Annotated in this window: 27 protein-coding genes; 9 read left to right on the top strand and 18 right to left on the bottom strand. The window is 68.8% G+C overall.

Features of this window, described 5'->3' with window-relative positions; genetic code table 11:
• Window positions 1-6 precede the first annotated feature (6 nt).
• From mutM to DYE23_RS10060, 8 genes are all read right to left on the bottom strand, one after another.
• Window positions 7-855 (bottom strand): bifunctional DNA-formamidopyrimidine glycosylase/DNA-(apurinic or apyrimidinic site) lyase, encoded by an 849-nt coding sequence (mutM, locus tag DYE23_RS10095; RefSeq protein ID WP_011895037.1) that lies wholly within the window; start codon window positions 853-855, stop codon window positions 7-9.
• Window positions 848-1,552: a ribonuclease III gene (gene rnc, locus DYE23_RS10090; RefSeq protein ID WP_011895038.1), complete on the bottom strand. Its 705-nt coding sequence runs from the start codon at window positions 1,550-1,552 to the stop codon at window positions 848-850. Before rnc ends, mutM begins: the two co-directional genes overlap by 8 nt.
• On the bottom strand, window positions 1,549-2,139 hold the full coding sequence (locus DYE23_RS10085; RefSeq protein WP_011895039.1) for a YceD family protein: 591 nt from the start codon (window positions 2,137-2,139) through the stop codon (window positions 1,549-1,551). The genes rnc and DYE23_RS10085 overlap by 4 nt, the downstream gene beginning before the upstream one ends.
• A gap of 31 nt (window positions 2,140-2,170) precedes the next feature.
• Window positions 2,171-2,908 carry a cell division protein SepIVA gene (gene sepIVA / locus DYE23_RS10080; RefSeq protein ID WP_011895040.1) on the bottom strand — a complete coding sequence of 246 codons (738 nt, stop codon included), beginning with the start codon at window positions 2,906-2,908 and terminating at the stop codon, window positions 2,171-2,173.
• A 113-nt stretch (window positions 2,909-3,021) separates the two neighbouring features.
• Window positions 3,022-3,588, bottom strand: a complete 567-nt coding sequence (locus DYE23_RS10075; RefSeq protein WP_011895041.1) for a hemerythrin domain-containing protein — start codon at window positions 3,586-3,588, stop codon at window positions 3,022-3,024.
• A gap of 87 nt (window positions 3,589-3,675) precedes the next feature.
• Window positions 3,676-4,158, bottom strand: a complete 483-nt coding sequence (coaD, locus tag DYE23_RS10070; RefSeq protein ID WP_011895042.1) for a pantetheine-phosphate adenylyltransferase — start codon at window positions 4,156-4,158, stop codon at window positions 3,676-3,678.
• Window positions 4,159-4,302: 144 nt separating this feature from the next.
• Window positions 4,303-4,872 (bottom strand): 16S rRNA (guanine(966)-N(2))-methyltransferase RsmD, encoded by a 570-nt coding sequence (gene rsmD / locus DYE23_RS10065; RefSeq protein ID WP_172527902.1) that lies wholly within the window; start codon window positions 4,870-4,872, stop codon window positions 4,303-4,305.
• A complete protein-coding gene (locus DYE23_RS10060) occupies window positions 4,869-8,315 on the bottom strand; it encodes a pyruvate carboxylase (protein ID WP_115327136.1) in 3,447 nt (1,148 codons plus the stop codon). Before DYE23_RS10060 ends, rsmD begins: the two co-directional genes overlap by 4 nt.
• Before the next feature lie 199 nt (window positions 8,316-8,514).
• Here DYE23_RS10060 and DYE23_RS10050 point away from each other — a divergent pair, with 199 nt between their 5' ends.
• A complete protein-coding gene (locus DYE23_RS10050; RefSeq protein ID WP_115327134.1) occupies window positions 8,515-9,729 on the top strand; it encodes an IS110 family RNA-guided transposase in 1,215 nt (404 codons plus the stop codon).
• A gap of 349 nt (window positions 9,730-10,078) precedes the next feature.
• Here the strand turns inward: DYE23_RS10050 and DYE23_RS10045 are convergent, their stop codons facing one another.
• From DYE23_RS10045 to DYE23_RS10035, 3 genes are read right to left on the bottom strand one after another with little or no spacing between them, the layout of a single operon-like run.
• Complete coding sequence (locus DYE23_RS10045; protein ID WP_115327133.1) at window positions 10,079-10,714, bottom strand: vitamin K epoxide reductase family protein; 636 nt, start codon at window positions 10,712-10,714, stop codon at window positions 10,079-10,081.
• Entirely contained in the window at window positions 10,711-11,484 is a 774-nt protein-coding gene (locus tag DYE23_RS10040; RefSeq protein ID WP_115327132.1) for a DsbA family protein, read from the bottom strand. Before DYE23_RS10040 ends, DYE23_RS10045 begins: the two co-directional genes overlap by 4 nt.
• A 32-nt stretch (window positions 11,485-11,516) precedes the next feature.
• On the bottom strand, window positions 11,517-12,641 hold the full coding sequence (locus DYE23_RS10035; RefSeq protein ID WP_013472145.1) for an alpha/beta hydrolase: 1,125 nt from the start codon (window positions 12,639-12,641) through the stop codon (window positions 11,517-11,519).
• A 148-nt stretch (window positions 12,642-12,789) separates the two neighbouring features.
• On the opposite strand from DYE23_RS10035, the gene DYE23_RS10030 reads away from it, so the two are divergent.
• The 5 genes from DYE23_RS10030 (at window position 12,790) to DYE23_RS10010 (ending at window position 17,486) form a co-directional block, all read left to right on the top strand.
• Window positions 12,790-13,629 (top strand): aldo/keto reductase, encoded by an 840-nt coding sequence (locus DYE23_RS10030; RefSeq protein WP_011895049.1) that lies wholly within the window; start codon window positions 12,790-12,792, stop codon window positions 13,627-13,629.
• 8 nt (window positions 13,630-13,637) lie between these two features.
• Window positions 13,638-14,180 carry a hypothetical protein gene (locus DYE23_RS10025; protein WP_011895050.1) on the top strand — a complete coding sequence of 181 codons (543 nt, stop codon included), beginning with the start codon at window positions 13,638-13,640 and terminating at the stop codon, window positions 14,178-14,180.
• Between the two features lie 136 nt (window positions 14,181-14,316).
• Window positions 14,317-15,789: a PepSY-associated TM helix domain-containing protein gene (locus DYE23_RS10020; RefSeq protein WP_115327131.1), complete on the top strand. Its 1,473-nt coding sequence runs from the start codon at window positions 14,317-14,319 to the stop codon at window positions 15,787-15,789.
• Window positions 15,779-16,285, top strand: coding sequence for a copper chaperone PCu(A)C (locus DYE23_RS10015; RefSeq protein ID WP_115327130.1), 507 nt, complete (start codon window positions 15,779-15,781; stop codon window positions 16,283-16,285). Before DYE23_RS10020 ends, DYE23_RS10015 begins: the two co-directional genes overlap by 11 nt.
• Entirely contained in the window at window positions 16,278-17,486 is a 1,209-nt protein-coding gene (locus DYE23_RS10010; protein ID WP_115328923.1) for a Dyp-type peroxidase, read from the top strand. The genes DYE23_RS10015 and DYE23_RS10010 overlap by 8 nt, the downstream gene beginning before the upstream one ends.
• Before the next feature lie 22 nt (window positions 17,487-17,508).
• On the opposite strand, the gene DYE23_RS30835 is transcribed toward DYE23_RS10010, so the two are convergent.
• The 4 genes from DYE23_RS30835 to DYE23_RS09990 form a co-directional block, all read right to left on the bottom strand.
• Window positions 17,509-18,015, bottom strand: coding sequence for a hypothetical protein (locus DYE23_RS30835; protein WP_172527742.1), 507 nt, complete (start codon window positions 18,013-18,015; stop codon window positions 17,509-17,511).
• Between the two features lie 134 nt (window positions 18,016-18,149).
• A complete protein-coding gene (locus DYE23_RS10000; protein WP_011895055.1) occupies window positions 18,150-18,860 on the bottom strand; it encodes an HNH endonuclease family protein in 711 nt (236 codons plus the stop codon).
• The gene (recG, locus tag DYE23_RS09995) at window positions 18,857-21,118 is read right to left on the bottom strand and encodes an ATP-dependent DNA helicase RecG (RefSeq protein WP_115327128.1); all 2,262 of its coding nucleotides are present in this window, start codon (window positions 21,116-21,118) and stop codon (window positions 18,857-18,859) included. Before recG ends, DYE23_RS10000 begins: the two co-directional genes overlap by 4 nt.
• Before the next feature lies 1 nt (window position 21,119).
• Window positions 21,120-22,763 carry a fatty acid kinase ATP-binding subunit FakA gene (locus tag DYE23_RS09990; protein WP_115327127.1) on the bottom strand — a complete coding sequence of 548 codons (1,644 nt, stop codon included), beginning with the start codon at window positions 22,761-22,763 and terminating at the stop codon, window positions 21,120-21,122.
• A gap of 228 nt (window positions 22,764-22,991) precedes the next feature.
• Here DYE23_RS09990 and rpmB point away from each other — a divergent pair, with 228 nt between their 5' ends.
• The gene (rpmB, locus tag DYE23_RS09985) at window positions 22,992-23,186 is read left to right on the top strand and encodes a 50S ribosomal protein L28 (RefSeq protein ID WP_011895058.1); all 195 of its coding nucleotides are present in this window, start codon (window positions 22,992-22,994) and stop codon (window positions 23,184-23,186) included.
• A gap of 84 nt (window positions 23,187-23,270) precedes the next feature.
• On the opposite strand, the gene DYE23_RS09980 is transcribed toward rpmB, so the two are convergent.
• A complete protein-coding gene (locus DYE23_RS09980) occupies window positions 23,271-23,948 on the bottom strand; it encodes a uracil-DNA glycosylase (RefSeq protein WP_011895059.1) in 678 nt (225 codons plus the stop codon).
• A 28-nt stretch (window positions 23,949-23,976) separates the two neighbouring features.
• Window positions 23,977-24,945, bottom strand: coding sequence for a thiamine-phosphate kinase (locus tag DYE23_RS09975; protein WP_115327126.1), 969 nt, complete (start codon window positions 24,943-24,945; stop codon window positions 23,977-23,979).
• A gap of 75 nt (window positions 24,946-25,020) precedes the next feature.
• Between DYE23_RS09975 and DYE23_RS09970 the strand changes: the two genes are divergently transcribed.
• The gene (locus DYE23_RS09970) at window positions 25,021-25,263 is read left to right on the top strand and encodes an Lrp/AsnC family transcriptional regulator (RefSeq protein ID WP_011895061.1); all 243 of its coding nucleotides are present in this window, start codon (window positions 25,021-25,023) and stop codon (window positions 25,261-25,263) included.
• An 11-nt stretch (window positions 25,264-25,274) separates the two neighbouring features.
• Entirely contained in the window at window positions 25,275-25,847 is a 573-nt protein-coding gene (locus DYE23_RS09965) for a DUF3515 domain-containing protein (protein WP_115327125.1), read from the top strand.
• Window positions 25,848-25,853: 6 nt separating this feature from the next.
• On the opposite strand, the gene DYE23_RS09960 is transcribed toward DYE23_RS09965, so the two are convergent.
• On the bottom strand, window positions 25,854-26,957 hold the full coding sequence (locus DYE23_RS09960) for a D-alanine--D-alanine ligase family protein (protein WP_011895063.1): 1,104 nt from the start codon (window positions 26,955-26,957) through the stop codon (window positions 25,854-25,856).
• Window positions 26,958-26,960: the final 3 nt, after the last annotated feature.

Here is a 26,960-nt window from a genome sequence, read left to right as displayed (position 1 = left end):
GCGACGTCAGACCCGGGGGCGCGGCTGGCAGCGCGGGCAGTAGAACGACGAGCGGTTCATGAACTTGTCACGCCGCATGATCGCACCGCAACGCCGGCACGGCTCGCCCTCGCGCCCGTAGGCATCCAGCGAGCGGTCGAAGTAGCCCGATTCGCCGTTGACGTTGACATACAACGAGTCGAACGAGGTACCGCCCTGGGCGAGCGCATCGGTCATCACGTCGGTCGCCGCATCCAGCAGTTCGGCGAGTTTGGCCTTGGAGACCCCCGACGCCAGGCGCGCGCCGTTGATCTTGGCCCGCCACAGCGATTCGTCGGCGTAGATGTTGCCGATCCCCGACACCACCGTCTGGTCCAGCAACTGCCGCTTGATCTCGGAGTGCTTGCGCCGCAACACGTTCACCACCGCAGCGCGGTCGAAGAGCGGGTCGAGCGGATCGCGGGCGATGTGCGCGACGGGGGCCGGGACGTCGGAGCCGTCCACGGTCACCAGGTCTGCGAGCATCCAGCCGCCGAACGTGCGCTGGTCGACGAAGCTCAGCGCGGTGCCGTCGTCGAGCAGCACGGCGATGCGCAGGTGATTCTCGTTGCGCACCGGCCCGAGCAGCATCTGGCCGCTCATCCCGAGATGCACGACGACCGCGGAGCCGTCGCCGAGCGTCAGCCACAGGTATTTGCCCCGGCGTCCGGTGCCGGTGATCACGGAGTCCAGCAGCCGCGCCGTCAGATCGGCCGGACCGGCCTCATGCCGGCGGACGGCCCGCGGATGGTGCACGCGGACCGCTGAGATCGTCCTGCCGGTGACGTGTGCTGCCAATCCCCGGCGGACGACCTCCACCTCCGGGAGTTCAGGCATCCGGGTGCGCGCGCTGGAGTGCGTTCCAGGCGGCCGAGGCGGCCTTGAGTTCGGCCTCCTTCTTGGTGCGGCCGACGCCCGTTCCGTGCTCCCTCTCGGCGATGATCACGACCGCGGTGAATTCCTTGTCGTGGTCGGGTCCGGTCGAGGTGACGTGGTAGCTCGGCGCCCCGAGCGCCAGCGATGCGGTCAGTTCCTGAAGGCTGCTCTTCCAGTCCAGTCCCGCGCCCAGCGTCGGCGCGGTGTCCAGCAGATCGCTGAACAGACGCAGGATCACCTCGCGCGCCGCGACCGCGCCGTGCTCCAGGTAGATCGCGCCGAGCAGGGATTCGACACCGTCGGCGAGAATGCTGGACTTGTCGGCTCCGCCGGAGTTCTCCTCGCCCTTGCCCAGCAGCAGGTAGGCGCCCAGGCCGTGCTCGGAGAGGTTGCGGCCGACGTCGGCGAGCGCCTGGGTGTTGACGATGCTCGCGCGCAGCTTGGCCAGATCACCCTCGGAGCGATCTGGATGGCGGTGGTAGAGCTCTTCGGTGATGGTCAGCCCGAGCACGGAGTCACCGAGGAATTCCAGCCGTTCGTTGGTGGGCACGCCACCGTTCTCATAGGAGTAGCTGCGGTGGGTCAGCGCGATGGTGAGCAGTTCCGCGGGCAGATCGATACCGAGCGCCTTCAACAGAAGTGCGCGGTCGACCGTCACGCGTCATCCCCGTCCTTCTCGCCGAACTCGGCCAGCTTGGCCCAGCGCGGATCGATCTTCTCGTGGTGGTGCCCGGGTTCTGCGTCCTCGAGCGCGACGCCGCAGTCGGGGCACAGGCCCTGGCAGTCGGGTCCGCAGACCGGGGAGAACGGCAGCGCCAACCCGACCGCGTCGATCACCGACTGTTCCAGATCGACCGTGTCGGTACCGCGTTCGCGACCCACACGGGGCAGTTCGTCGGATTCGGTCGTCTCGTCGGTGGTGCTGTCGGGATAGGCGAACAACTCGGTGAGGTCGATGGAGACCTCACCGGTGATCGGCTTCAGACAGCGCCCGCATTCGCCCGACGTCGGAGCCGACATCGTGCCGGTCACCAGAACACCCTCCGACACCGACTCCAGTCGCAGGTCGAGCTCCAGCGGAGCGCCCTCCTCGATGGCGATGAGCTCCACGCCGATGCGGGTCGGGCTGGGCACCGTCGTCTCGACGGTGATCATCGAACCGGGACGGCGGCCGAGTCGGGTGATGTCGATCACGAGCGGCGACCGCGACGAGCGGCGCGCCGCCGCGCTTGCGTGCGTCGCCATGTCCGTATCGTACGGTCAGCTCCGCGGCGGCCTACCGGGCGGCGTAGTCGTGGGTACCGGCCGAGGTGCGCAGCTGGTGGCGTCCCCGTCCGACCGACCGCAGCGTGCCGTTGAGGAAGTCCTCGAACTCGGCCAGCTTGCTGTCGACGTAGATGTCGCATTCTCCGCGCAGGCGGTCGGCCTCGGCGTGCGCCGAGTCGATCATGCGGGTGGCTTCCGCGGTCGCGGTCGCGACGACCTCGGTCTGCGACACCAGGCGCTGTTGCTCCTTGATGCCCTCCTGGACGGCTTTCTCATAGGCGAGATTGCCGCTTTCGAGGAGCCGGTCGGCCTCGGACTTGGCCCGGCCGGTGCTGGCCTCGTACTCGCGCTTGGCCGTCGCCGCGATGCGCGCGGCCTCCTCGCGCGCCTCACCCACCATGCGTTCGCTGTGCTGACGGGCCTCGGCCACCATCCGGTCGGCCTGCGCCTTCGCGTCGGCCAGCAGACGATCGGCTTCGGTCCGGGCATGGTTGACCATCGAGTCGGCCTCGGCGTTGGCCGTGGACACGGTGGACTCGGCGTGGTCCTTGGCCTCCCGCAGCATCGCGTCACGCGCGTCGAGCACGTCCTGCGCGTCGTCGAGTTCGCCCGGGATCGCGTCCTTGATGTCGTCGATCAGTTCCAGGACGTCACCGCGCGGCACCACGCAACCGGCGGTCATGGGCACACCGCGGGCTTCTTCGACGATCGCGCCCAACTCGTCGAGAGCTTCGAACACTCGGTACACGGCACACCCTCCAGGCGTAGTTGTTAGTGACCAGTGTGCCTGGTGTTACGCCTGTGACTGGGCTTCCGTGGCCGGTGTGTCGCGCCGAAATCGCCCGAACACCGGCCCGGATGTCACTTCAGCGCGGCCCCGATGACGTCGCGGGCCCGGTCGAGCATCGACGCGAACGGCCCGACCGCGAAGTTCAGCGTGGCCGATTCGACGCCCGGGTGCGGCCGGGTCGGGGCGATCGCCTCAGCGGCCTGCACCGCGCCGGCCATGCGCTTGAGGTCGTCGGCGCCGAGTTCGCGCGAGAGCTTCGTGAACTCCTCGATCTCTTCGTGCTCGGCGTGCGCCAGGACGGTGTCCCGGAACTCGGTGAGCTCGCGGAGGAACTCATCGGAGGCGATGTCGAGGTTCTCCAGGGCGACGAGCTTCTCCTTCGACGCGTGCTCCTCGGCCAGGAGGGCCTCGGCGATGTCGTCGCCCTCGTCGACCTCCCGACGGATCCGGGGGTGCACCACCATCTCCTCGGCTGTCTCGTGCACGGCCAGCAGTTGCCGCAGTTCGGTGAACGCCTTCTCTCGCGCCTTCGGGTCGGACGCATGTATTACGTCGTCGAACATGTCACGGATCAGGTTGTGCTGATCCTTGAGGAACGCGACGACGTCATCGGTGGACTGGACGAATGTCTCGGGCACAGTGGGTACCTCCATCACGCAGGGCTGTGTGGTGTCGGCGCTGAGGGCTGAGCACCGGCGATTCCTACGTACCCCGCCCCGTGACGCTCAACCGCGCTCGGCGAGCTTGGCGGTCAGGCGGGTGTTCACCGCCGCAGGCAACAGCGCCGTGACGTCGCCGCCGAGCATGGCCACCTCTTTGGCCAGCGATGACGACACGAACGAATAGCTCGGCGCGGTGGCCACGAAGAACGTGTCGATCCCGGCGACGTGTTTGTTCATCTGAGCCATCTGGAGTTCGTACTCGAAATCGGTGCCGGTGCGCAGGCCCTTGACGATCGCGGTCAGACCCCGCTCGCGGACGAAGTCGACGATGAGACCCTGCCCGGATTCGACGCGCAGGTTCGGCAGGTGCGTGGTCGACTCCTCGATCAGCGCGATCCGCTCGTCGAGCGTGAACATCCCCGACTTGTTGGGGTTGACCATCACCGCGACGACGATCTCGTCGAACTGCGCCGCCGCGCGCTCGAACACGTCGATGTGACCGAGGGTCACCGGATCGAAGGACCCCGGGCACACCGCTCCACTCATGAGGTGTGACCGTAGCAGGGGCCGCCGCGGTCCACGGCGATCGCCGGTGCCGGATCCGCGCGCCGGCCCGCGCGGCGGCGACGGCGGTGAACGGCACGTCGATCGGGAACTCGGCTGCCGTGGAGACGATTTCGACCCTCCGGATCAGTCGGTGACCGACGCCATCTCCAGGCGGGTGTCGCCGTAGCGGCGCGCCTTCCACGCCGACCATCGGGCCGGCCAGTCGATCTCGGAGGCCGAGGCCGGACGCTCCACCACCGCAACCGTTCCCGGCGACGCCCAGCCGGCGTTGTCCAACGCGTCGACCATATCGGCGACCTGTGCTGCGTCGACCTCGTAGGGCGGGTCGGCCAGCACCAGGTCGACGGGCGTGGCCGCCCCCGCGGACAGGACGGCTGCCACGCTTCCCCGACGAACTGTCGCTCCGCGCGCACCCAACGCCGCGATGTTCTGCTCGATCACCGATGCCGCGCGGGCGTCGGACTCCACGAACAGCACCGATCGGGCGCCGCGCGAAAGCGCTTCCAGCCCAAGGGCTCCCGACCCTGCATACAGATCGAGCACGCTGATACCGCTGAAGTCGATCCGGGCGGACAGCAGGTTGAACATCGCCTCGCGCACCCGGTCTGTCGTCGGCCGCGTGCCGCGTCCGGACTTCTGCTGCGGCACGGCGATGCGGCGTCCGCCGAAGTCGCCTGCGACGATCCGGGTCAGGACGACTCCCCGGCCGCGTCGCTGCTGACCTTCGCGCCCGCGGAACCGATCACCACCAGCAGGTCTCCCCCTTCGACCTGCGCCGTCGCGCTGACCGCGACACGACCGACGGCACCCGCCTTCGGGGCCGTGATCGCTGCCTCCATCTTCATCGCCTCGATCGTCGCGATCGTCTGACCGGTCTCGACCTGGTCCCCCTCGGCCACGTTGACGGTGACGACGCCGGCGAAGGGCGCCGCGACGTGGTCGGGGTTGTTGCGGTCGGCTTTCTCGGCGGCCGGAACCTCGCTGGCGACACTGCGATCGCGAACCACGACCGGTCGCAGCTGCCCGTTGAGGATGCACATCACGGTGCGCATCCCGCGTTCGTCGGCATCCGAGATGGCTTCGAGGCCGATGAGCAGTTGGACGCCCTTCTCCAGGGTGACCCGGTGCTCGTCGCCGTGGCGCAAACCGTAGAAGAACTGGTTCGCCGAGAGGCTCGAGGTGTCACCGTACTGCTCCCGGTGTGCCTCGAATTCCTTGGTGGGCCCCGGGAACAGCAACCGGTTGAGCGTCGCCTGCCGCGTGGCACCGGCGTCGGCGAGGGCCGCGGTGTCCTCGGCGGACAACTCGGTCGCCGGTTTGGCGGGGGCACGCCCGGCGAGCGCCTTGGAGCGCAGCGGCTCCGGCCAGCCTCCCGGCGGGTCTCCCAGCTCGCCGCGCAGGAAGCCGATCACCGAATCCGGGATGTCGAAACGTTCGGGGTCGGCGGCGAACTCGTCGGCGGACACCCCCGCGCCCACGAGTGCCAGCGCCAGGTCGCCGACCACCTTCGACGACGGGGTGACCTTGACCAGCCGGCCGAGGATGCGATCGGCGGCGGCATAGCTGGCCTCGATCTGCTCGAACCGGTCGCCGAGCCCGAGCGCGATCGCCTGCTGGCGCAGATTCGACAGCTGCCCGCCCGGGATCTCGTGGTGATACACCCGTCCCGTCGGCGTGGTCGGGCCCGCGGCGGCAACATCGAAGGGCGCGTACACCTTTCGCAGCGCCTCCCAGTACGGCTCGAGGTCGCACACGGCTTCCAGGGACAGTCCGGTGTCGAACTCGGTGTGAGCGGTGGCGGCCACGATCGAACTCAGCGCGGGCTGGCTCGTGGTGCCGGCCAATGGCGACGACGCGCCGTCGACGGCACTCGCGCCGGCCTGCCACGCGGCCAGGTACGTCGCGAGCTGACCCCCGGGGGTGTCGTGGGTGTGGACGTGCACCGGCAGGTCGAACCGACTGCGCAACGCCCCGACGAGGGTGTCGGCGGCCTGCGGGCGCAACAGCCCCGCCATGTCCTTGATGCCGAGGACGTGCGCGCCCGCGTCGACGATCTGCTCGGCGAGCTTGAGGTAGTAGTCCAGCGTGTACAGGTTCTCCGCCGGGTCGGACAGGTCGCCGGTGTAGGACATCGCGACTTCGGCGACGGCCGTGCCTGTTTCCCGCACGGCGTCGATCGCCGGACGCATCGAGTCGACGTTGTTGAGCGCGTCGAAGATGCGGTAGATGTCGATCCCCGTGGCGGTCGCCTCCTGAACGAAGGCATGGGTCACCGACTCCGGGTAGGGCGTGTACCCGACGGTGTTGCGGCCGCGCAGCAGCATCTGCAGGCAGATGTTGGGCACGGCTTCGCGCAGCGCCGCCAGCCGCTCCCACGGGTCCTCCTTGAGGAACCGCAGAGCGACGTCATACGTTGCGCCACCCCAACATTCGATCGACAGCAGCTGGGGGGTCATCCGCGCGACGTACGGCGCGACCATCAGCATCCCCGAGGTCCTGATGCGCGTCGCCAGGAGCGACTGGTGCGCGTCCCGGAAGGTGGTGTCGGTGACACCCACCGCCTTGGACTCCCGAATCCAGCGGGCGAAACCCTCCGGACCGACCTCGGAGAGCAGGTGCTTGCTGCCGCGCGGGGGCATCGTGTTGAGGTCGATCTGGGGCAGCTTGTCCTGCGGATACACCGTCGACGGGCGCGGGCCGTGCGGCTGGTTCACGGTCACATCGGCCAGGTAGTTGAGGATCTTCGTTCCGCGGTCGGCGGGCGTGTGCGAGGTGAGCAGCCCCGGCCGTTCGTCGATGAACGACGTGGTGACCCTGCCCGCCCGGAAGTCCGGGTCGTCGATGACGGCCTGCAGGAACGGGATGTTCGTCGAGACTCCGCGGACGCGGAACTCGGCCAGCGCACGGTGTGCCCGCGCGGCGGCGGTGGCGAAGTCGCGGCCCCGGCAGGTGAGCTTGACCAGCATCGAATCGAAGTGGGCGCCGATCTCGCCGCCGAGCACCGCGCCCCCGTCGAGGCGGATTCCGGCGCCGCCGGGCGAGCGGTAGGCGGTGATCCGGCCGGTGTCGGGCCGGAAACCGTTGGCGGGATCCTCGGTGGTGATCCGGCACTGCATCGCCGCACCCCGGATGACGAGATCCTCCTGGCTCAGCCCCAGATCGGCGAGGGTCTGACCCGACGCGATACGGATCTGGCTGGCCACCAGATCGACGTCGGTGATCTCCTCGGTGACGGTGTGCTCGACCTGGATTCGCGGATTGCACTCGATGAAGACGTGATGACCGCGTTCGTCGAGCAGGAACTCCACGGTGCCCGCGCAGGTGTAGCCGATCTCCCGGGCATAGGCGACCGCGTCGGCGCAGATCTGCTGCCGCAGCTCCTCGGGCAGATTCGGGGCCGGCGCGAGCTCGATGACCTTCTGGTGACGGCGTTGCACGCTGCAGTCACGCTCGAACAGGTGCATCACGTTGCCGCGGGAATCGGCGAGGATCTGCACCTCGATGTGGCGCGGGTTGAGCACCGCCTGCTCCAGGTACACCGACGGATCCCCGAATGCGGACTCCGCCTCGCGGCTGGCGGCCTCCACCGCCTCGGCCAGCCCCTCGGGCTCGGCGACCCGGCGCATGCCGCGTCCGCCGCCACCGGAGACCGCCTTGACGAACAGCGGGAACTCCATGGTGCGCGCCGCCTCGACGAGCTCCTCGACCGAGGCGGACGGTTCTGAGGACGCCAGGACGGGAAGCCCGGCCGAGCGTGCCGCCGCGATCGCGCGCGCCTTGTTGCCGGTCAGTTCCAGCACATGGGCACTGGGACCGACGAAGGTGATGCCCGCCGACGCGCACGCGGCAGCCAGCTCGGGATTCTCCGAGAGGAACCCGTAGCCCGGATACACCGCATCGCAGCCGGCTTCCAGCGCCACGCGCATGATCTCGTCGACCGACAGGTACGCCCGCACCGGATGGCCGACGTCACCGATCTGATACGACTCGTCGGCTTTGAGTCTGTGCAGGGAATTGCGGTCTTCGTAGGGGTACACCGCGACGGTGGCGATCCCCATCTCGTAGGCCGCGCGAAAGGCGCGGATCGCGATCTCACCACGGTTGGCGACGAGGACCTTGGTTATCTGACCAGCCACGGTTCACCTTAACCTTGCTGATCTTTCTCACCGAGCCCGACCACGGGCTGTGATCACCGCACGTCGGGCGGCTGATATAGATCGGGTTAGTCCTTCTCAATGCCTCCGGAGGTGTCAGGAAGGGATCTGTAACCGATTCCTTTGGCGGTCCGTGTGTTGACGCACGTGGACCTCCTGACACGCCCCGGAGGTGTCTGTTGTGTCTGTGCATGTTGCTCCAGTCACGTCGTCCACGATTGTCGTTGCTGTCGATGTCGGCAAGACCTCGGCCCTGTTGTCGGTGACCGATGCGAGTCGCCATCGGTTGTTCGGGCCATCGGAGTTTGCGATGAACCGCACCGGTCTTGCGGCAGTCACCGCTGAGGCGACGGCCTCGATCCCGCTATCAGGGCAGGTCAAAGTCGGTGTGGAGGCCGCCGGTCACTATCACCGACCGGTGCTCGACCATCGCTGGCCGCCCGGGTGGGAAGTGTTGGAGCTCAATCCCGCCCAGGTCGCCGAGCAGCGTCGTGTGCAGGGGCGGCGCCGCATCAAGACCGACGTGATCGACCTGGAAGCGATCACCGATCTGGTGTTGGCCGGGTACGGGCGCTCGGTGAGCGATCGCGATGTCGTGATTGGTGAGGTGAGCGCCTGGGCGGTGCATCGGAGCCGGCGGACCGCGACGCGGACCGCAACGAAGAATCAGCTGCTCGGGCAACTGGACCGAGCGTTTCCCGGACTGACCTTGGCGCTGCCCGACGTGCTGGGAACCAAGATCGGCCGTTTGGTCGCCGCCGAGTTCACCGACCCTGCCCGTTTGGCCGGCCTGGGAGTCAGCCGGCTGATCCGTTTCGCCGCCACTCGCGACCTGCAACTGCGTCGACCGGTCGCCGAGCGTCTGGTCGCTGTGGCGCGCGATGCACTGCCGACGCGCGACGCGGTGATCGCCCGCCGAATCCTGGCCGCCGACATGGCCCTGTTGGCCGACCTGGACGCCCAGATTGATGCCGCCGAGACGGAGTTGGGGTCGCTGCTGCCGCGCAGCCCGTACGCGACATTGACTTCGGTACCGGGCTGGGGCGTGGTGCGGGTATCCAATTACGCTGCAGCCCTTGGTGACCCGCAACGATGGCCAGGGCCGCGACAAATCTACCGTGCATCGGGCCTCTCGCCGGTGCAGTACGAATCTGCCCACAAACGCCGCGATGGCGGCATCAGCCGTGAAGGCAGCGTCGCGTTGCGCCGCGCGTTGATCGACCTCGGTATCGGCCTGTGGCTCAGTGAACCGGCAGCCAAGACCTACGCCCACGAACTCAAAGACCGCGGCAAACACGGCGGCGTGGTGGCCTGCGCACTGGCCAACCGCGCCAACCGAATCGCTCACGCGCTCGTGCGTGACCACGCTGTCTACGAGCCAACCCGCTGGGCCTGAGCCACCCGCAGCGACACCACACCCCGAGAAAGGACCGACCAACAACCCTTCACAACTCCAGTCGGTAGTGCCACGCTAGGCAGACGGGACGAAGGGCCGGATCAGATGCCGTGTCGGCTATGGCGGACCCCCGCGGGTTACGCCGCATCTAGCTTGGCACCCGGCCCTTCGCCTCCGCGGCAGCCCGAACGACGCCAGATAACCACCCAACGAGGTTGCATACGTCAGCGTGGGCGCCAGGCACCCGTCAATCCACCCGCAGCACCATCGGCCGTAGAAACTTCAACACCCCAACCAAGGGTGTCGACCAACTACGCCCACCACGCCCCTTGACTCGACCTACCGCCAGCTAGATCAGGGTCGACCAGTAGTTCCAGAATCGCTCGAGGATCAGCAGCAGGACGCCGGTGAACCAGAGCGTGACCAGCGACCACCGCCAGGTGTAGATCAACCTGACCGCGGCGTTGCCGCTGCGCTGGGCCTGCACGGCGACGGAGGTCGCCACCACCAGCAGCGGAATCGTCACGGCCCACACCACCATGCAGTACGGGCACAGAGCGCCGATGCGGTACAGGCTCTGGAAGATCAGCCAGTGCACGAACACCGTGCCGAGCAGTGTCGCGACGGCCAGACCGGCCCAGTACCAGCGCGGCAGGGAGACCTTGACCAGGGCGAGAACACCGGTGACCACGACGACCGTGAACGACACGATGCCGATCAGCGGGTTCGGGAAGCCGAACAGCGACGCCTGCGGGGTGATCATCACCGACCCGCAGGACAGCACCGGGTTGATGCTGCAGGACGGGATGTAGTCCGGATCGATGAGCAGCTCGATCTTCTCGACCGTGAGGGTCAGGGCCGCGGCCAGGCCGACGACACCGGCGATGAGCACCCACAGTGCGCTACCGCGTGCAACCGCGACCCCCGTCGCCTCGTCGGCGGACGGGTCGGCGTGATCTACCGAGTCGGTCGCGGTGACGGTCATGATGCGGGAGCGGGTTGCGGGGCGGGTGCCGGCGGCGCGGCTTCCAGACCGGGCACGTCGCCGACGATCTCCTTGATCTTGGCGACCAGCGCGTCAGGGGTGCTGTACTGGTATTCCTCACCGTTGATGCGGACCGTCGGCGTCGACTTGATCTCGGTTGCCCGGGCGAGTCCGCCGACCATGTCGACGTAGGTCCCCTTGTTGATGCACTCGGGCACTCCGCCGGTCGCACCGGACTGGCGCGCGATCTCGATGAGTCGGGCGTTGTCCGGGTAGGCGGAACCGGTCTCGCCGGGCTGCTGTGCGTAGAGGGCGGCGTGGAAACGCTTGAACGCGTCGATGGACTCGTCGGCGACGCAGTAGGCGGCACCACCGGCGCGTGCCGGGTAGTTCTGGTTCTGCGGACGATCGAGGATGCCGACCATGTAGTAGTCCGCGGCGATGGCGCCCGCGTCGACCAGCTTGTTGATCGTCGGACCGAACTGCTGCTCGAACGCACCGCAGTGCGGGCACAGGAAGTCCTCGTACATGCTCACGACGGCCTTGGGCTCGTCGGTGCCTTCCTTCTTGATGACGCTCGTCGACTCCACCCGTATGCCGCGCGACTCGCCGGCGGTCGGCTTGTCGTCCGCCGAACCCACGATGTAGAGCACCAACGCGACCGCGAAGATGACGACGACGGCCGTCAGGCCGATCTGGATCAGCAGGTTGCGCTTGCGGTCGGCGGCCTTGAGGTCGTAACGCGCGTTCTTCTTGGGTTTGGAAGCCACGGAAAACAGAGTACCGGCGCGCCCGTCCTGCCTTAGCCGGCGCGGGTCAGATGGGCGCGGATCGCGGAGATGACGTCGGCCATCGCCGTCGCGCTGTCGCCGCCCAGCGGGAAGAAGTTGGCGAAGCCGTGGACGACGGTGCCGTACTCGCGGTAGTCCACGGGTGTGCCCGCCTCGCGCAGCGCCTCGGCGTAGAGCCGCCCTTCGTCACGCAGCGGGTCGAACCCTGCGGTCACCACCAGCGCCGGCGGCAGTCCGGACATGTCGTCGGTCCGCAGCGGCGACACCCGGGGATCGGTGTCGGCGACATCGGCGCCGTCGAGGAAGTGGTCCATGAACCAGTCCATGTCCCGTTTGGTCAGGAAGAACCCGTCGGAGAACAACGTCTGCGACCGGGTCTGGATGCCGACCTCGGTGGCCGGGTACAGCAGCACCTGCAGCGCGGGCAGGGGTGCCCCTTCGTCGCGGGCACGCTGCGTCAGCACCGCCGACAGATTGCCCCCGGCGCTGTCCCCTCCGACCGCGACACGTTCCGGGTCGGCGCCGAGTTCGGCGGCGTGCTCACGGGCCCACAGGTACGCCGAGTAGGCGTCCTGCGCGCCGGCGGGCGCCTTGTGCTCGGGAGCCAGCCGGTAGTCGACCGAGAGCACGTGGATCCGTCCGGCCCGGCAGATCTCGCGGCACAGGTCGTCGTGGGAGTCCAGGCTGCCGATGACGTGACCGCCGCCGTGGAAGAAGACGAGCAGGGCGGCGTCGGGTTCGTCGGTCCGGTAGTGGCGCGCGTCGAGGGGACCCTGCGCCCCCGGCACCGTGAGGTTGGTCACCGCGGCCACCGGGATGTGCTGCTTGAATGCGGCGGCGAGCACCTCGAGCTGGGCTCTCGCGACAGTCACGTCGTCGTCGGCGACGAGACCTTCGATGCCCATGAGGCGTTGCCCGGCGAGCATCAGATGCAGCGTGGTGTCCAGGGTGTTGCCGTCGAGGGTGATCGTTCGCCGGCCCAGCAGCAGCCGCTTGACCGGGTCGGGAATGCGCGGCAGAGCGCGCAACGTCACACCGGCCAGGGTGTTGGTGAGCTTCTCGACGGCACCGCCGGCGGGCCGGGTCCGCACCCGGGGCGTGGTTTCGGGGGTGTGACCCGCGGCGACATCGGTCATCGTCAGCTCCTGTTCGGTGTCCGGCCGGGACGAGTTCGCCCGGTCCACGGCGTGGCATACCCGTACCGTGTGGTTCGGCCGGTATTAGAAAGATCTAAGGGCGGCAATATAGTCTTCGCCAGCATTCCACTTCAGAAAAGAAGGTGACATGACGTCGGCGGCAGCCATCCCCACCGTCACACTCAACGACGACAACACCATGCCGGTCATCGGCCTCGGTGTGGGCGAGTTGTCGGACGCAGAGACCGAGCAGGCCGTCACGGCCGCGCTGGAGGCCGGGTACCGGCTGATCGACACCGCCGCCGCATACGGCAACGAGGCCGCCGTCGGGCGCGCCATCGCGGCCTCCGGCGTACCGCGTGACGAGCTGTTCGTCACGACCAAGCTCGCCACCGAGGACGCCGGTTTCCAGTCCTCGCAGGACGCCCTCCGGGCAAGCCTCGAGCGGCTCGGTCTGGACTACGTGGACCTTTACCTCATCCACTGGCCGGTCAGCCAGCAGGGCAAACACGTCGACAGCTGGGGCGGGCTGATGAAGTCCAAGGAGGTCGGCCTGACCCGGTCGATCGGCGTCGCCAACTTCCACGGCCACCACCTCGACGACATCATCAGCCTCTCGTTCTTCACCCCGGCCGTGAACCAGATCGAACTGCACCCGCTGCTGAACCAGGCGGAGTTGCGCGCGGTGAACGCCGAACACGGCATCGCCACCGAGGCCTACGGACCACTCGGGGTGGGAAACCTGCTGAGTCACTCCGCGGTGAACGCAATCGCCGAGGCCCACGGCAGGACACCCGCGCAGGTGCTGATCCGGTGGAGCCTGCAACTCGGGAACATCGTCATCCCGCGCTCGTCGTCACCTGAGAGGATCAGGTCGAACATCGACGTGTTCGGCTTCGAACTGTCCGAGGAGCAGATGAGCACGCTCAACGGCCTCGACGACGGCACCCGGTTCCGGCCGGATCCCGAGACATACAGCGGGAGCTGAGCGGCCGGATGAACACGCCGAAGATGCGGGCCCGGTGGGCCCGTGGAGCCCTGGTCGGGGCGTCTTCGGCGGCCATGACCCTCGGCGCACACGCCGCGGCCGGCGGCGGCGCCCTCCCTCTCGGCAGCTCGCTCGTACTCGCCCTGCTGGTGTGCGCGACGGTCGGCGCGCTCGCCGGCGCTGTTCGCAGCGATGACCGCCGCGTGCGCTGGTTGGCGACGACGAGCGCACTCGGCGGCGCACAGTTCCTCGGACACATCGCGCTGGCCCTCACCGGCCATCACCACGATGCCCTCGTTCCGACGCCCGGCCCGTCGATGATCGTGGCCCACATCGCGGCCGCAGTGCTGCTCGGCGGTGCCATCTCGGCCGCGGAGTATCTCTACGCCGTCTGCGCGTCGGTGCTGCACTGGCTGCGCCTGTTCATTCTCCAGAGCCCGCGGCCGATGCCGCGGGCTCGCCGTCGCGCCACCAGAATCGTTGTCCCCCGGCCTGTTCTGGCGACCGGGCTGGGCATGCGCGCTCCCCCGCACGCCACCGTCACTGCCTGACACCCTTCTTCTTCGCACCTGTACCGAGCCGTGGCGACTCGCCGCGGTATTCGCGTTTGCACCGTCGCGTATCCCGACGCCGACGGCATCTTCTGTCGCCGACGACTCGTTCGTCCGATCACAAGGCTTTCCTCATATGACCCTGCCCGAGGGCACCCATGACCCCACAACGTTGACAAACCAAGCACCCGAAGCGATCCCGAAGCACCGGTGGAGGGCACTGCTGGTACGGCTGCACTTCTACGCCGGCGTCCTCGTCGGCCCGTTCCTCGTCATCGCGGCCCTCACCGGCGCTTTGTACGCGATGGCACCGACGGTCGAGCGGGTCGTCTACCGCGATCTTCTGTTCGTCGAACCCGGGGACCGTGTACTACCGCTGGACGATCAGGTCGCCGCCGCCCGGAGGTCGTACCCGGCGCTGACGGTGACGGGCGTGCGTCCGCCCGCCGCCGAGAACGAGTCCGTCCGTGTGTACTTCGCCGACCCCGCGCTCGCACCCGACCTGGGTCGTGCGGTGTTCGTCGACCCGTACACCGGCCGCGTGCTCGGCGACGAGGTGACCTGGCTGGGCTACCTTCCGGTGAGCACCTGGCTCGACGGCCTGCACCGTCACCTCAACCTGGGTGAACCGGGCCGGCTCTACAGCGAGCTCGCGGCGTCGTGGCTGTGGGTGGTGGCATCGGGCGGGCTGTATCTGTGGCTTGTCAAAGCCGCCGGAGACCGCCGCCGCGGGCGTAAGCCCCGCATTCTCACCGTGGACCGCACCGCCGGCGGCCGGTCACGAAACCTGAACTGGCACGGGGCCACCGGAGTGTGGCTGCTGGGTGGGCTGCTGTTCCTCTCGGCGACCGGCATCACCTGGTCGACCTACGCGGGCGCCCATGTCAGCGACCTGCGGGCCGCCTTCGAATGGCAACGGCCACAACTGGACACGGCCACGCACGGGGACCACGGGGACCACGCACCGGCCGCCGGCCACACCGCCGGCCCGCAATCGGTCGACTTCGACGGTGTGCTCGCTGCGGCCACGACCGCCGGGGTCGACCTCCCCGTCGAGATCCTCCTTCCCGCCGAGCACGGCGCCGCCGTCACCGTGAGCGAGATCGACAAGCCCTACCGGTGGACCACCGATGCCGCCGCGGTGAACCCCGGCGACCTGACCGTGACCGGGACCGTGGACTACTGGCGCGACTACTCGCTGATCGCCAAACTCGCCGACTGGGGCATCCGCGGGCACATGTGGTTCCTGTTCGGCCTGCTCAACCAACTGCTGCTGCTGGGTATCGCCGTCGGATTACTCGCCGTGATCGTTCGCGGCTACCGAATGTGGTGGCAGCGCAGGCCGACACGCGGTTCCCGGTGGGCGGTGGGCCGCCCGCCCGCACGCGGCGGATTGCGGCGGTTACGCCCGCTGACGGTGACGGCGCTCGTCGCGGGTGCGGTGACCGTCGGATGGTTCCTGCCCCTGCTGGGTCTGACACTGGCCGCGTTCGTCCTCACCGATCTGATCCTCGGCTCGATCAAAAAGAACGCCTCGTTGAAAAAGAACGTCTCGTTGAAGAAGAACGCCTCGTTAAATGAGAACACGGAGAATTCCCATGTCCGGTAACCGTAATCGCTTCGCACTCACCGTCCTCGCGGCGGCGATCTCGCTGACCGCATGCACGTCCTCGGGATCCGGTCCGGACGCCTCGATGGCGTCGGCGGTCACCTTCGACGAGTCGTGGGCCCGCGCTGCGGACTCCGGTATGACGGCGGTGTTCGGCACATTCACCAACGGCGGAGACCGCGACGCCGTCATCATCTCCGGCGAATCGGCGGCGGCGAACCGGGTGGAACTGCATGAAGTCACCCACAACTCGGGCGGCGCGATGATGCGACCCAAGGACGGCGGCTTCAGCGTCGCTGCGGGCGGCACGAAAGACCTTCTGCCCGGCGGTGATCACCTGATGCTCATGGACCTCACGCAACCTCTGCAACCCGGTGACGATGTTGCGTTGACCGTGACGTTCGCCGACGGGTCGGTGCTGCCGATCACCGCGCAGGTCCGCGACTTCGCCGGAGGCGACGAGGAATACGCCCCCGGTGCTCACCATCATGGGTGAGCCGTCCCGTCCGCGGGGCTTCAATCGGCGGCGCCTTCTCCTCACCGGGGGCGCCGCGCTGGCGGCCACCACCACGTTGACGCGCTGCGGCAGAGCTGAATCAGCGACAGCAGCAACCGGTTTCGGATCCGATACTGAGCCGTTCCACGGGGCACATCAAGGCGGTGTGGACACACCCGCCCAGGCGCACGCGTTGTTCGTCGCGTTGGATCTCGTCGCGACCCCGGATCGTGCACCGCGCGACACGCTCGCCTCGGTCCTGCGGTTGTGGACCGCTGACGCGGCACGGTTGACCCAGGGCAGGCCGGCCCTGGCCGACACCGAGCCCGAACTCGCCGCGCGGCCGTCCCGGCTGACGGTCACCGTCGGTCTCGGGGCGGGCCTGTTCGAGCGGGCGGGACTGTCCCACCGCCGGCCCGATTCGGTGACCGAGGTGCCCGCCTTCAGCACCGACCGTCTCGAATCACGCTGGTGCGGAGGCGATCTCCTGCTGCAGATCTGTGCCGACGATCCGCTGGTCGTCGCCCACACGGCGCGGGTGTTGCTCAAGAACGTCTGGACCATGACAACCCAGCGCTGGCAGCAACGGGGATTCCGCAGTGCCCGGGGCTCGGACACCTCGGGCGCGACCATGCGCAATCTGATGGGCCAGGTCGACGGTACGGTCAACCTGCGGACGGCCACCGACGTGGACCGCCTGGTCTGGGACGACGGAGCCGGACAGCCCTGGTTCGCCGGCGGCACGGTGCTCGTGCTGAGGCGCATCCGCACCGAGCTGGACAGCTGGGACGAACTCGACCGCACCAGCAGGGAACTGACTGTCGGCCGTCGACTCGATACCGGCGCTCCCCTGACCGGTGCGCACGAGTTCGACGAGCCCGATCTGGACGCCGCGGAAAACGGTATCCCGGTCATCCCGCCCAATTCGCATGTCGCGCTGGCCCGGCACCGCCACGACGGGGAGAGGTTTCTGCGCCGGGCCTACAACTATGACGATCCGCCGACCGACGCCACCACCGACGCGGGCCTCATCTTCGCCGCCTACCAACGGGATCCGGCGCAGCAATTCGTTCCCGTCCAGCAGCGGTTGGCAGCGTCCGACGCACTCAACCCGTGGATCACCACCATCGGCTCGGCGGTGTTCGCGATCCTGCCGGGGGCCGCCGACGGCGGCTACCTGGGGCAGAGCCTGCTCGAATAGCGGGCTCTCCTCCACGTCGCGTTCACATGATGCCGGGCATGCCGGCGCCGCCCGACATCGTGGGTGAGATCGACGGGGTCGCGATCGTCGGCGCCGCGCTGATCGGCGGCGCCATGATGGGAGGCGGCGCGATGGGCGCCATCGGAGGCGCGGCGATCGGCGGTGGTGCGATCGGCGGCGGGGCGATCGGAGGCGCGGCGATCGGAGGCGCGGCGATCGGCGGTGGAGCGGCGGCGGCCGGCGGTTGGACGATCGGCGGTGGTGGCGGCAGGTACGGGCTACCCGCGCACGCCGCATCGGCAGGATTGGACATGCACGCGGGATCCAGGGGTCCCGTGGGCGCCGCGGGCGCTATCGCGTACGGACCGCCCTGACACACGCCGGCGGTGGGCATCTCGATGCAGCGCGGGTCGCCCGGCCCGGTGGGTGCACCGGGCTCGGCCCACGCGCCCGGTGTCGCTGCGGCGGCCAGTGCCGCGAACGCAAAAACCGTCACCGCCCGGCACACCACAACCATCGACATCGTCATGTCCACCACCCCATCGTGAGCATCGAAGTTGCTAAGGCCGGCACATCGGCACCGATCGTCGCACAGACACCGAGGAATGCGGACGCGATTGCCCGACACGACATTTGCTGAAGACGTCAATTAGCTGACGGGACTCAGCGTGTCGGACAGGTCTCGGCGGCCCGCGTCAACGCAGGCACAGACGGCGCGTCCACGGGCAGGCGGTAGCCGCGCAAGACCGCGATGAACTGCATCGCGTACTGGCAGTGGAACGCCGCGTTGGGCGGCATCCACAGTGCCGGCTCCTTGTCACCCTTGTCCTGGTTCACCTCGCCTTGCACGGCAACGAGATTGGCCGGGTCATTCGCGAAGCGCACCCGCATCTGGTCGGTCCAGAATCGGGCACCCTGGTCCCACGCGTAAGCCAACGGCACGATGTGCTCGATCTGGACGGCGGCCCCGGTCTGGTTTCCGCGGGTGAACGGAACGATCAGACTGGTGTACGGGTCGTGCAGGATGCCGGTGGCCACGGCCGTCGGGCACCGACTGATCGCGACGTAGGTCTTGTCCACCAGGTCGCGATCGAGGATGTCGTTGCGGGTGTCGCAGCCGTTGCGGCCGCCCGGTGCGTCGTTGTCATCGGTCCACGCGTCACCGAATGCGTCGCGCCGGTAGTCGTGACCACGGAGCCGCAGGGGCACCACCGCCACGCCGGCGAGGACGTCCTCGCCGGGCGCCACGGTCGGCACGTCGGCGTCGGCGACGAACTGCGCCGAACGCTGCGCGGAGTTCTCGACGGTCTGGTACGCGACGATCACCGCCAGGACGACGGCCACCGCCAGCCACAGAGTCTGCTTGCGGCTCAAGACATGTCCAGGTACTGGACTTTGTCGGAATCGGTGAACGGTGCCGACAGCGCCGCCATGCCGGGGTCGAGCGGATCCGACGCGTAGACCGTCTCGCACAGCTCCCTGGCGGACAGGATGATCTCGACGTGGTCGGCCAGCGACAGGAACCGCAGGGTGACCGGACGCCCGGATTGGAACAGCCCGAGTACATCCCCCTCACTGCGCTCCCGCAGGTCGAGCTCGGCGAGCTCGAAACCGTCCTGGGTGGCCGCCACCGCTGTGAGACGTTGGCCCGCTTTCGAGGACTCCGGCAGGTTGGTCGCCAAAAGACACAGGCTGGGATGCTCTCCGCGCCCGATGCGGCCTCTGAGCTGATGCAACTGGCTGATGCCGAAACGATCGGCGTCCATCACCACCATGACCGTGGCGTTGGGCACATCGACGCCCACCTCGATCACCGTGGTGCAGACCAGCACGTCGATGTCGCCGGCACGGAACGCAGCCATCACCGCGTCCTTCTCGTCTCCGGAGAGCCGGCCGTGCATGAGGCCCAACCGCACTCCGGACAGCGGCCCCCGCTGCAACCGGGCCAGCAGATCCACCACCGTGACCGGCGGAGGCCCCTGTTGATCGGACTCCGAGGTCTTCTTCGCCTTCTTGGCCTTGCCGTCTGCTTTACCGTCCGCGGTGTCGTTCTCGTCGATACGCGACGCGACGACGTAGGCCTGACGGCCCGCCGCGACCTCCTCGGCGATGCGGGTCCACGCCCTGTCGAGCCAGGCGGGCTTGTCCCGGATGAAGATCGTGTTCGTGGTGATCGGCCGACGGCCGCGCGGCAGCTCGCGCAGCGTGGAGGTCTCCAGGTCGCCGTAGATGGTCAGCGCCACGGTCCGCGGGATCGGCGTCGCGGTCATCACCAGCAGGTGCGGGGTGAGGCCGGCCGGCGCCTTGGCGCGCAGGCGATCTCGCTGCTCCACCCCGAAGCGGTGCTGTTCGTCGACCACGACCATGCCCAGGTTGTCGAATTCGACGGAGTCGGACAGCAGGGCGTGCGTGCCGATCACGATTCCGGCCACTCCGGAGGCGACCTCGCGTCGGGCGTCACGTTTCTGCGCCGCCGACATCGACCCGGTCAGCAGCGACACCCGGGTGGCCTGTTCGGCGCCACCGAGCTCACCGGCGCCGGCCAGTGCGCCGAGCATCGACCTGATCGACGAAGCATGTTGGGCGGCAAGGACTTCCGTCGGTGCCAGCAGTGCGCACTGGTAGCCGGCATCGATCATCTGCAACATCGCCAACAACGAGACGACGGTCTTGCCCGACCCGACCTCACCCTGCAGCATGCGGTTCATCGGCCGGGCGGCGCCCAGTTCCTCGGAGATCACGGCGAGGACCTCCTGCTGTCCGGCGGTGAGCTCGAAAGGCAGCTGCGCGGTCATCGCGTCCACCAGTCCGCCGCCGCGGCGCGGGGCGGGTGGGCCCGACGCGCCGAGTTCGCTGTTACGGCGTACCACCAGACCCCACTGCAGGCCTGCGGCCTCGTCGAAGGTCAGCCGCTCGATGGCGCGGGCGCGGTCTTCTGCGTTCTCGCTGAGATGCACCGCGCGCAGCGCCTCGTCCTCGCTCATCAGATCGTGTTCGCGCACAAACCAGTCCGGCAGAGTCTCGGGGACGGGGTCGAGGACGGCCAACGCCTGGCGCACGCATGCGTAGATGTCCCAGGTCTGCACCTTCGACGTCGCGGCGTAGATCGGGAAGTAGTTCTTCTCGAACTCGGCCAGCAGATCGTCTCCGGTGGCGCCACTGGTGGACGCGATCGACGTCAGCGACTTCGTGCCGACGGTCTTGCCGGAGGCCGAATCCAGCACCATGAAGGCCGGATGTGTCAGCTGCATGGTGCCCCGGAAGTAGCCGACCTCGCCGGAGAGCATCACCTTCGTGCCTTCCACGAGGGTCTTCTTCAGCCACTTCGGGTTGAAGAAGGTCGCCGTGACCTTCGGCCGGCGGTCCCGCAGGGTCACAACGAGAAACTCCCGCGACGGTTGGTTCCTGACCCTCTTCAGTTCGGCTCTGGCGATCACGTCGACGAACGTGACGTGCTCTCCCTCTTCGAGATCGAGATCCTCGCCTTCGCCGCGCACGGTCATCGCGTCGCTGTACTTGCGGGGGAAGTACCGCACGAGGTCGCCGACCGTGTGCAGCCCGAGGTGCTCTTCGAGGGGACGGGCCGCCTTGGCTCCGATCACGAAATCGAGTCTGTCGTCGAGGGTGGCCATGTCACTCGACCCCGATCAGCAGCGCGTCAGCGCGGTGGCCGGTGTGGAAGGTGACCAGTTCGGCGCCGAGATGATTGTGGTGGACGTGTTCGGCGAGCGCGGCGCCCACCTCGGATTCGACGCCGTCGCCGGTCAGGACCGTCACGAGCTCTCCACCCGCGGCCAGTAGCAGATCGATCAGACCTGTTGCCGCAGAGACGATGTCGTCGCCGACGACGACGACCTCGTCGCCGGTGATGCCGAGTCCGTCGCCGGGACGGCATGCCCCGGCCCAGGTCAGCGCGTCCTCCGCCGCGATCCGCACGGAACCGAAACGCGCTGCTGCGCCGGCCCGGGCCATCGTGTATCCGTCGTCGACGAGGCGGTGGCCGGGATCGTGCACGGCCAGTGCGGCCAGTCCCTGGACCATCGAACCCGTCGGGATCGGCACGAGGTCGATCCCCCAGTCGGCGGCGACGGCGCAACCGGCGACGATCTCCTCGGCGGCGACATACCCGTTGGGCAGCACCATGACCTGTGCGGCGCCGGTCTTCACGAGTGCGTGCAGCAGCTGCTGCGCGCTGATCTCCACGCCCGGTTCGGTGCGCAGCACAGCGGCGCCCTCACCGACGAACAGCTCCTCGGCGCCCTCGCCGTCGACGACGGCCAGCACCGCGCGCTCCCGGCCCCAGCTGCCCGCCGACGAGCGGTCGGCACCGCCGTGAAGGGAGGTGATCTGGATCCGGCTCAACGTGCCCACGGCGAGGCCCGCCTCGACGGCGGCGCCGGCGTCGTCGGCGTGGACGTGGACCGAATAGTGACCCGCCCCGGCTTCTCCGAACCCGGATGCGGCGATGGCGACGGAGTCGCCGAGCGCATCGAGGCGGGCGCGAAGCTGCTCGACGTTCTCGGCGTCGCAGTCGCTGAGCAGATACATCACCTCGAAGCCGGGTGTCGGCGACGGCGGTGCGGCCGCCCCCGCCGCGTGCTTCGGATCCGGCAGATACACCTGCCGCCGGGTCAGCTCACCGGTCAGGATCGCACTGAGCGCATCGAGCAGCACCAGCAATCCCCGGCCGCCGGCGTCGACGACCCCGGCATCGGCCAGCACGTCGAGTTGTGTCGGGGTGCGGTCCAGTGCGGCGGCGGCGGCCTGCGTGCACGCGACCACCACGGCGGCGAGGTCGGCCTGCCCGCACACGGCGTCCTCGGCCGCGGCCGCGGCGTCGTGCAGGACCGAGACGATGGTGCCGGGCACAGCCTCGCCCATCGAGGCGACGACCAGGGCGACGGCGTGGCGTAGCGCGGCAGCCAGCATCTCCCCGGTGACCTCGCTGAGCACTCCCCCACGCTCCTCGGCGGCTTCTGCCGTCACCTCGGCGAGGGCGCGCAGGATCTGCGAGAGGATGACACCCGAGTTGCCGCGCGCGCCGCGCAGCGCACCGGCGGCCAGCGCCGCGGTGATCGCGGTGACGTCGTCGGCCGCGTCCGAGTCGGCCTGAGCCCACGCCGCACGCATCGTGAACAGCATGTTCGTGCCCGTATCGGCGTCCGCGACCGGGAAGACGTTGAGCCGGTTGATCTCGTCGGTGTGGCTGATCAGCGCGGCGACCGCATCGTGCGCCCACCGCCGTAACGTGGAGGCATCGAGCCGCCGAGCCGACATTCCACCTCCACATCCGCACCGCCGTCGGCGTCAGCCTATCCAGTGACACGGACAGCATCGAAGACCGCAGGGTGGGGGCTGTGGACACCGCGATCACCGCGTTTTTGGCGATCGATGGGACGGCCGGTATTCTGATCGGGTTGTCGGGTCGGTCCGCGCCACGGTGGTGGCCGAACGGACCCAGACCCCGACCTAGACCCCTAAGTACTGATTCGAGGAGTTCTCACTATGGCTGCCGTGTGCGAGATCTGCGGGAAGGGCCCCGGCTTCGGCAAGTCGGTGTCGCACTCCCATCGCCGGACCAGCCGTCGCTGGAATCCGAACATCCAGTCGGTGCGCGCGGTATCGAGCCCGGGCGGCAACAAGCAGCGTGTGAATGTGTGCACGTCGTGCCTGAAGGCCGGCAAGGTCGCCCGCGGCTAGTCGGACGACGATCAAGCGGCGAGGTACGAGCCGCGTTGAGGAGTCCGACCGGTGCGGCTAGTCGGACGACGATGGCGCAGTCTCCTAGGGCAGGCGCCAGTCCACAGGCTCGGCGCCCCGCTGCGCCAGCAACTCGTTGGCGCGGCTGAACGGTTTCGAGCCGAAGAATCCACGCGAGGCCGACAGCGGCGACGGATGCGGTGACTCGATCACCGCGGTGTCCTCCAGCATCGGTTTCAGCGTCGACGCATCCCGCCCCCACAGCACCGCCACCATCGGCTGTCTGCGCGCGACGAGTGCGCGGATCGCGCATTCGGTGACGGCTTCCCATCCCTTCCCGCGATGCGAGGCCGGTGTTCCGGGTCGCACCGTGAGGACTCTGTTGAGCAGCATGACGCCCTGCTCGCACCACGGCGTCAGGTCCCCGTTCGACGGCGCCGGATGGCCGAGGTCTGCGCGGTACTCCTTGAAGATGTTGTCCAGGCTGCGCGGCAACGGGCGCACGTCGGGTGCCACCGAGAAACTCAGTCCCACCGCGTGGCCGGGCGTCGGGTAGGGGTCCTGTCCGACGATGAGCACCCGGACCTTCTCCAGTGGGAACGTGAATGCCCGCAGAATGTTCGGTCCGGCAGGTAGATAGCGATGGCCGGCAGCCAGTTCTGCGCGCAGGAACTCCCCCATCTGCGCCACCTGGGATTCGACCGGCGCCAGCGCGGCGGCCCATCCGTCGTCGACCAGTTCACTCAAGGGGCGTGCGTTCACGAGACGCCAACTTAGCGGGCCGCCCGGATCAGAACGACTGCCAGCCCGCGTTACCGATCCAGGGCGACCCGTCGACGGTCACGGCAGGCGCTCCGTCCGCGGCCGTCGCGGCCACCGTGCCCAGGACGCGCCAATTCGGCGGGACTGCACCGGGAAACGTGGCCACGAGCGCATGGTCCTCCCCGCCGCCGAGCACCCACTGCCTCGCATCCACACCGGTCGCCCCCGCTGCGTCGGCCACGGCTGCCACGTCGGCGGTCAGCGTGTCGAGCGTGATGTCGATGCTCACGCCGGAGGCCGACGCGATGTGAGCGAGGTCGGCCAGCAACCCATCGGAGACGTCGGTCATCGCCGTGGCCCCGGCCTGGGCTGCGATGGCCCCCTGACCGTAGGGCGGCGAGGGCACCCGGTGCTGCCGACGGAGCTCGTCGAAGCCGTCGATCCCGTTGCGCAGGAGCTCATACCCGGCCGCCGAACGTCCGAGAACGCCTGTGACGGCGACGGTGTCGCCGGGTCGGGCGCCGTCGCGGCGCACCGGCTCACGCCCGCCCAGATCACCGAGCGCGGCGACCGAGATCACCCATTGCGGCGCCGCGACGGTGTCACCTCCGACGATGCCCGCACCCAGCAGCGCGGCCTCGTGCCACATCCCGTCGGCCACCTGGACGGCCGCGGCCGTCGGGGTGTCCCCCGGCGCCCCGAACGCCGCCACGAAGGCGGTCGCCCGGGCGCCCATCGCCTCGATGTCGGCGGCGTTCTGCGCGATGGCTTTTCGTCCGATGTCGTGCGGTGTGGACCAGTCCAGCCGGAAATGCCGCCCTTCGACGAGCATGTCGGTGCACACGACGGTTCTGCCGTCGGCGGCGAACACGACTGCGGCGTCGTCGCCGGGCCCGAGCGACACCGCGGGTGGTTGCCGGCGGTCGGCCACCAGCCTGTCGATGACGGCGAACTCCCCCAACTCCGACAGCGTCGCGTCGGCGTCTTCGGCCGCCATGTCAGTTCCTTTCACCTGCGGTACGTTTGGTCCCTGCGGCGTGGAGTCTATGCAGACAGTGGGAGGGATTTCGGCGTGGTCGAGGCTTTCGTTCTGGTCCAGACCGAGGTCGGCCGCGCCGAGGTGATCGCCAAACAGCTCGCCGGTCTGACCGGGGTGCTCTCGGCGGAGTATGTCACCGGCCCCTACGACGTGGTCGTGCGTGTGGGTGCGCCGTCACTCGATGACCTGAAGTCCGGCGTGGTGCCCGCAGTGCAACAGGTGGCCGGGATCACCCGGACACTGACCTGCCCGATCGCCGACGGGGCCGCGCCCTAGAGTTGCGCGTTGTGGACAGCGAGACCGCCGACGGACCGCCGCGGGCCGTGCTGATCGCCGCTGCTGCAGTGGCGGTCGGTGCGGTCGTCGCGCTGCTGATCGTCGTCGCGGTGATGCAACGTGAGCCCGCGCAGAAGCCGGTGGCCGTCAGCGGGATACCCGCACCGCAGGCCGACAGTCCGCAGTGCCGGTCCCTGGTCGAGGCTCTCCCGGAGCAACTCGGTGATTACCGGCGTGCCCAGCTGGTGGAGCCCGCACCCCAGGGCGCCGCGGCCTGGCAGCCCGAGGCGCCCGACGGCGAGGCCCTGATCCTGCGCTGCGGCCTCGATCGGCCCGCCGAATTCGTCACCGGGGCGCCGCTGCAGGTGGTGGATGCGGTCTCGTGGTTCCGGGTGGGCGAAGCTGGGGCGGGAGATGACAGGGTGGGCGACGGTGACCGCAGCACCTGGTTCGCCGTTGATCGCCCGGTGTATGTGGCCCTGACCCTTCCGCGTGATTCGGGGCCCACCGCCATCCAGACGCTGTCGACGATCATCGCCGAGACCCTGCCGGCGCAGACCCCGCAACCGGCGCCCCTCGGATAGCGGCCGTCAGCGCAGACCGGTCCCCCGGGCCAGGGCGGTCTCGACCATCGTCGCGAGCAGCGTCGGATAGTCCACGCCGCTGGCTGCCCACATCCGCGGATACATGGAGATCGTTGTGAAGCCGGGCATGGTGTTGATCTCGTTGATCACGGGACCGTCGTCGGTGAGGAAGAAGTCCACGCGCGCGAGCCCCTGACAGTCGATCGCGGTGAACGCGCGCAGGGACAGGGCGCGGATCGCCTCGGCGACGTCGTCGTCGACCTTGGCGGGTACGTCGAGTTCGGCGCCGTCGTCGAGGTACTTGGTCTCGAAATCGTAGAAGCCGTCCTCGCGTCCCCGCACTCCCTCGACGCGGATCTCGCCGAGGGTGCTCGCCTCCAGATGCCCGTCCGGGAATTCCAGGACACCGCATTCCAGCTCGCGGCCGGGCACGGCGGCTTCGATGATCACCTTGGGGTCGTGGCGTCGGGCCAGCTCGATGGCGGCGGGCAATTCGTCCCAGGCGGTGACGCGGCTGACGCCGATCGAGGAGCCGCCGCGCGACGGCTTCACGAACACGGGCAACCCCAACCGCTCCCGGTCCTGCAGCGACAGTGTCGAGTCGCGGGCGCGCAGCACCACATGGTCGCCGACCGGCAGACCTGCCGAGGCGAGCAGCTTCTTGGTGAACTCCTTGTCCATGCCGGCCGCGCTGGCCAGCACCCCCGCACCGACGTAGGGCACCCCGGCAAGCTCGAGGAGGCCCTGGATGGTGCCGTCCTCGCCGTACGGTCCGTGCAACACCGGGAACACCACGTCGGCGGACGCCAGGACCTCACCCGCGGCCTCACCCAGCGACACCAGCTGGCCGCGGCGCGCGGGGTCCGCGGTGAGCGTCAGCGCGGTCCCGGAATCGCCGGTGACACCGGGCAGTTTGCCGTCGGTGATGGCCAGCGTCTCGGGACGTCCTTCGGTGAGCACCCAGGACCCTTCGGGCGTGATGCCGACCGCGGTCACCTCGAATCTGTCCGGATCGAGGTTGCGCAGGATGCTGCCTGCGGAAACACACGAAATCGCGTGTTCGGAGCTACGTCCGCCGTACACGACGGCGACGCGGATGCGGGCATTCACAAC

This window comes from Mycolicibacterium gilvum, from assembly GCF_900454025.1.
Classification (GTDB): domain Bacteria; phylum Actinomycetota; class Actinomycetes; order Mycobacteriales; family Mycobacteriaceae; genus Mycobacterium; species Mycobacterium gilvum.
This window is presented reverse-complemented; position numbering and strand designations above follow the sequence as displayed.

What these genes read in the sequence shown, in the direction of transcription:
- mutM (WP_011895037.1), bottom strand. Translation starts at nt 855, where the DNA reads ATGCCTGAACTCCCGGAGGTGGAGGTCGTCCGCCGGGGATTGGCAGCA.
- DYE23_RS10085 (WP_011895039.1), bottom strand. Translation starts at nt 2,139, where the DNA reads ATGGCGACGCACGCAAGCGCGGCGGCGCGCCGCTCGTCGCGGTCGCCG.
- coaD (WP_011895042.1), bottom strand. Translation starts at nt 4,158, where the DNA reads ATGAGTGGAGCGGTGTGCCCGGGGTCCTTCGATCCGGTGACCCTCGGT.
- DYE23_RS10045 (WP_115327133.1), bottom strand. Translation starts at nt 10,714, where the DNA reads ATGACCGTCACCGCGACCGACTCGGTAGATCACGCCGACCCGTCCGCC.
- DYE23_RS10035 (WP_013472145.1), bottom strand. Translation starts at nt 12,641, where the DNA reads ATGACCGATGTCGCCGCGGGTCACACCCCCGAAACCACGCCCCGGGTG.
- DYE23_RS10030 (WP_011895049.1), top strand. Translation starts at nt 12,790, where the DNA reads ATGACGTCGGCGGCAGCCATCCCCACCGTCACACTCAACGACGACAAC.
- DYE23_RS10025 (WP_011895050.1), top strand. Translation starts at nt 13,638, where the DNA reads ATGAACACGCCGAAGATGCGGGCCCGGTGGGCCCGTGGAGCCCTGGTC.
- DYE23_RS10020 (WP_115327131.1), top strand. Translation starts at nt 14,317, where the DNA reads ATGACCCTGCCCGAGGGCACCCATGACCCCACAACGTTGACAAACCAA.
- DYE23_RS10015 (WP_115327130.1), top strand. Translation starts at nt 15,779, where the DNA reads ATGTCCGGTAACCGTAATCGCTTCGCACTCACCGTCCTCGCGGCGGCG.
- DYE23_RS10010 (WP_115328923.1), top strand. Translation starts at nt 16,278, where the DNA reads ATGGGTGAGCCGTCCCGTCCGCGGGGCTTCAATCGGCGGCGCCTTCTC.
- DYE23_RS30835 (WP_172527742.1), bottom strand. Translation starts at nt 18,015, where the DNA reads ATGACGATGTCGATGGTTGTGGTGTGCCGGGCGGTGACGGTTTTTGCG.
- recG (WP_115327128.1), bottom strand. Translation starts at nt 21,118, where the DNA reads ATGGCCACCCTCGACGACAGACTCGATTTCGTGATCGGAGCCAAGGCG.
- DYE23_RS09990 (WP_115327127.1), bottom strand. Translation starts at nt 22,763, where the DNA reads ATGTCGGCTCGGCGGCTCGATGCCTCCACGTTACGGCGGTGGGCGCAC.
- rpmB (WP_011895058.1), top strand. Translation starts at nt 22,992, where the DNA reads ATGGCTGCCGTGTGCGAGATCTGCGGGAAGGGCCCCGGCTTCGGCAAG.
- DYE23_RS09975 (WP_115327126.1), bottom strand. Translation starts at nt 24,945, where the DNA reads ATGGCGGCCGAAGACGCCGACGCGACGCTGTCGGAGTTGGGGGAGTTC.